Consider the following 546-nt stretch of genomic DNA (forward strand, 5'->3'; position numbering starts at 1 on the left):
AGCAGGAAAATGCCGAGGAAGGCAAAGGTCACGATCATCAGCACGGTTCTCGCCGTGCGGCTCTCGGTCACCGCCGGCGACTGGCTTTCATGGTGCGGCGCGTAGGATTTGATCTCCGGGTCAGCCATAGCGCTTGCGGCTCCAGGTCTGCACCAGGTTGATGACCAGCAGCATGACGAAGGACAGCGCCAGCATGATCGCCGCTATCGCGGTCGCCGCGGCGTAATTATATTCCTCCAGCCGGATGACGATCAGAAGCGGCGCGATCTCGGATTTGAACGGCAGGTTGCCGGCGATAAAGATGACGGAACCGTACTCGCCGACGCCGCGCGCGAAGGCCAGCGCGAAACCGGTGACGATGGCAGGCGCCAGTCCGGGTAGTAGAACGCGGCTGATGATCTGGAAGCGATTGGCGCCGAGCGTGGCGGCCACTTCTTCTACCTCCTTGTCGATCTCCTCCATGATCGGCTGCACGGTGCGCACGACGAAGGGCAGACCGATGAAGACCAGCGCGATGACGATGCCGAGCGGCGTATACGCGACCTT

Annotated in this window: 1 protein-coding gene; it reads right to left on the reverse strand. The window is 62.1% G+C overall.

What is annotated here, in order from left to right; all coding sequences use genetic code 11:
• Positions 1 to 120: 120 nt before the first annotated feature.
• On the reverse strand, positions 121 to 546 hold a 426-nt coding region (locus tag NKI17_RS36960), incomplete at its 5' end, for an ABC transporter permease subunit (RefSeq protein ID WP_352622794.1).

Origin of the sequence: Mesorhizobium sp. M0816 (assembly GCF_040320005.1) — a bacterium.
Classification (GTDB): Bacteria; Pseudomonadota; Alphaproteobacteria; order Rhizobiales; family Rhizobiaceae; genus Mesorhizobium.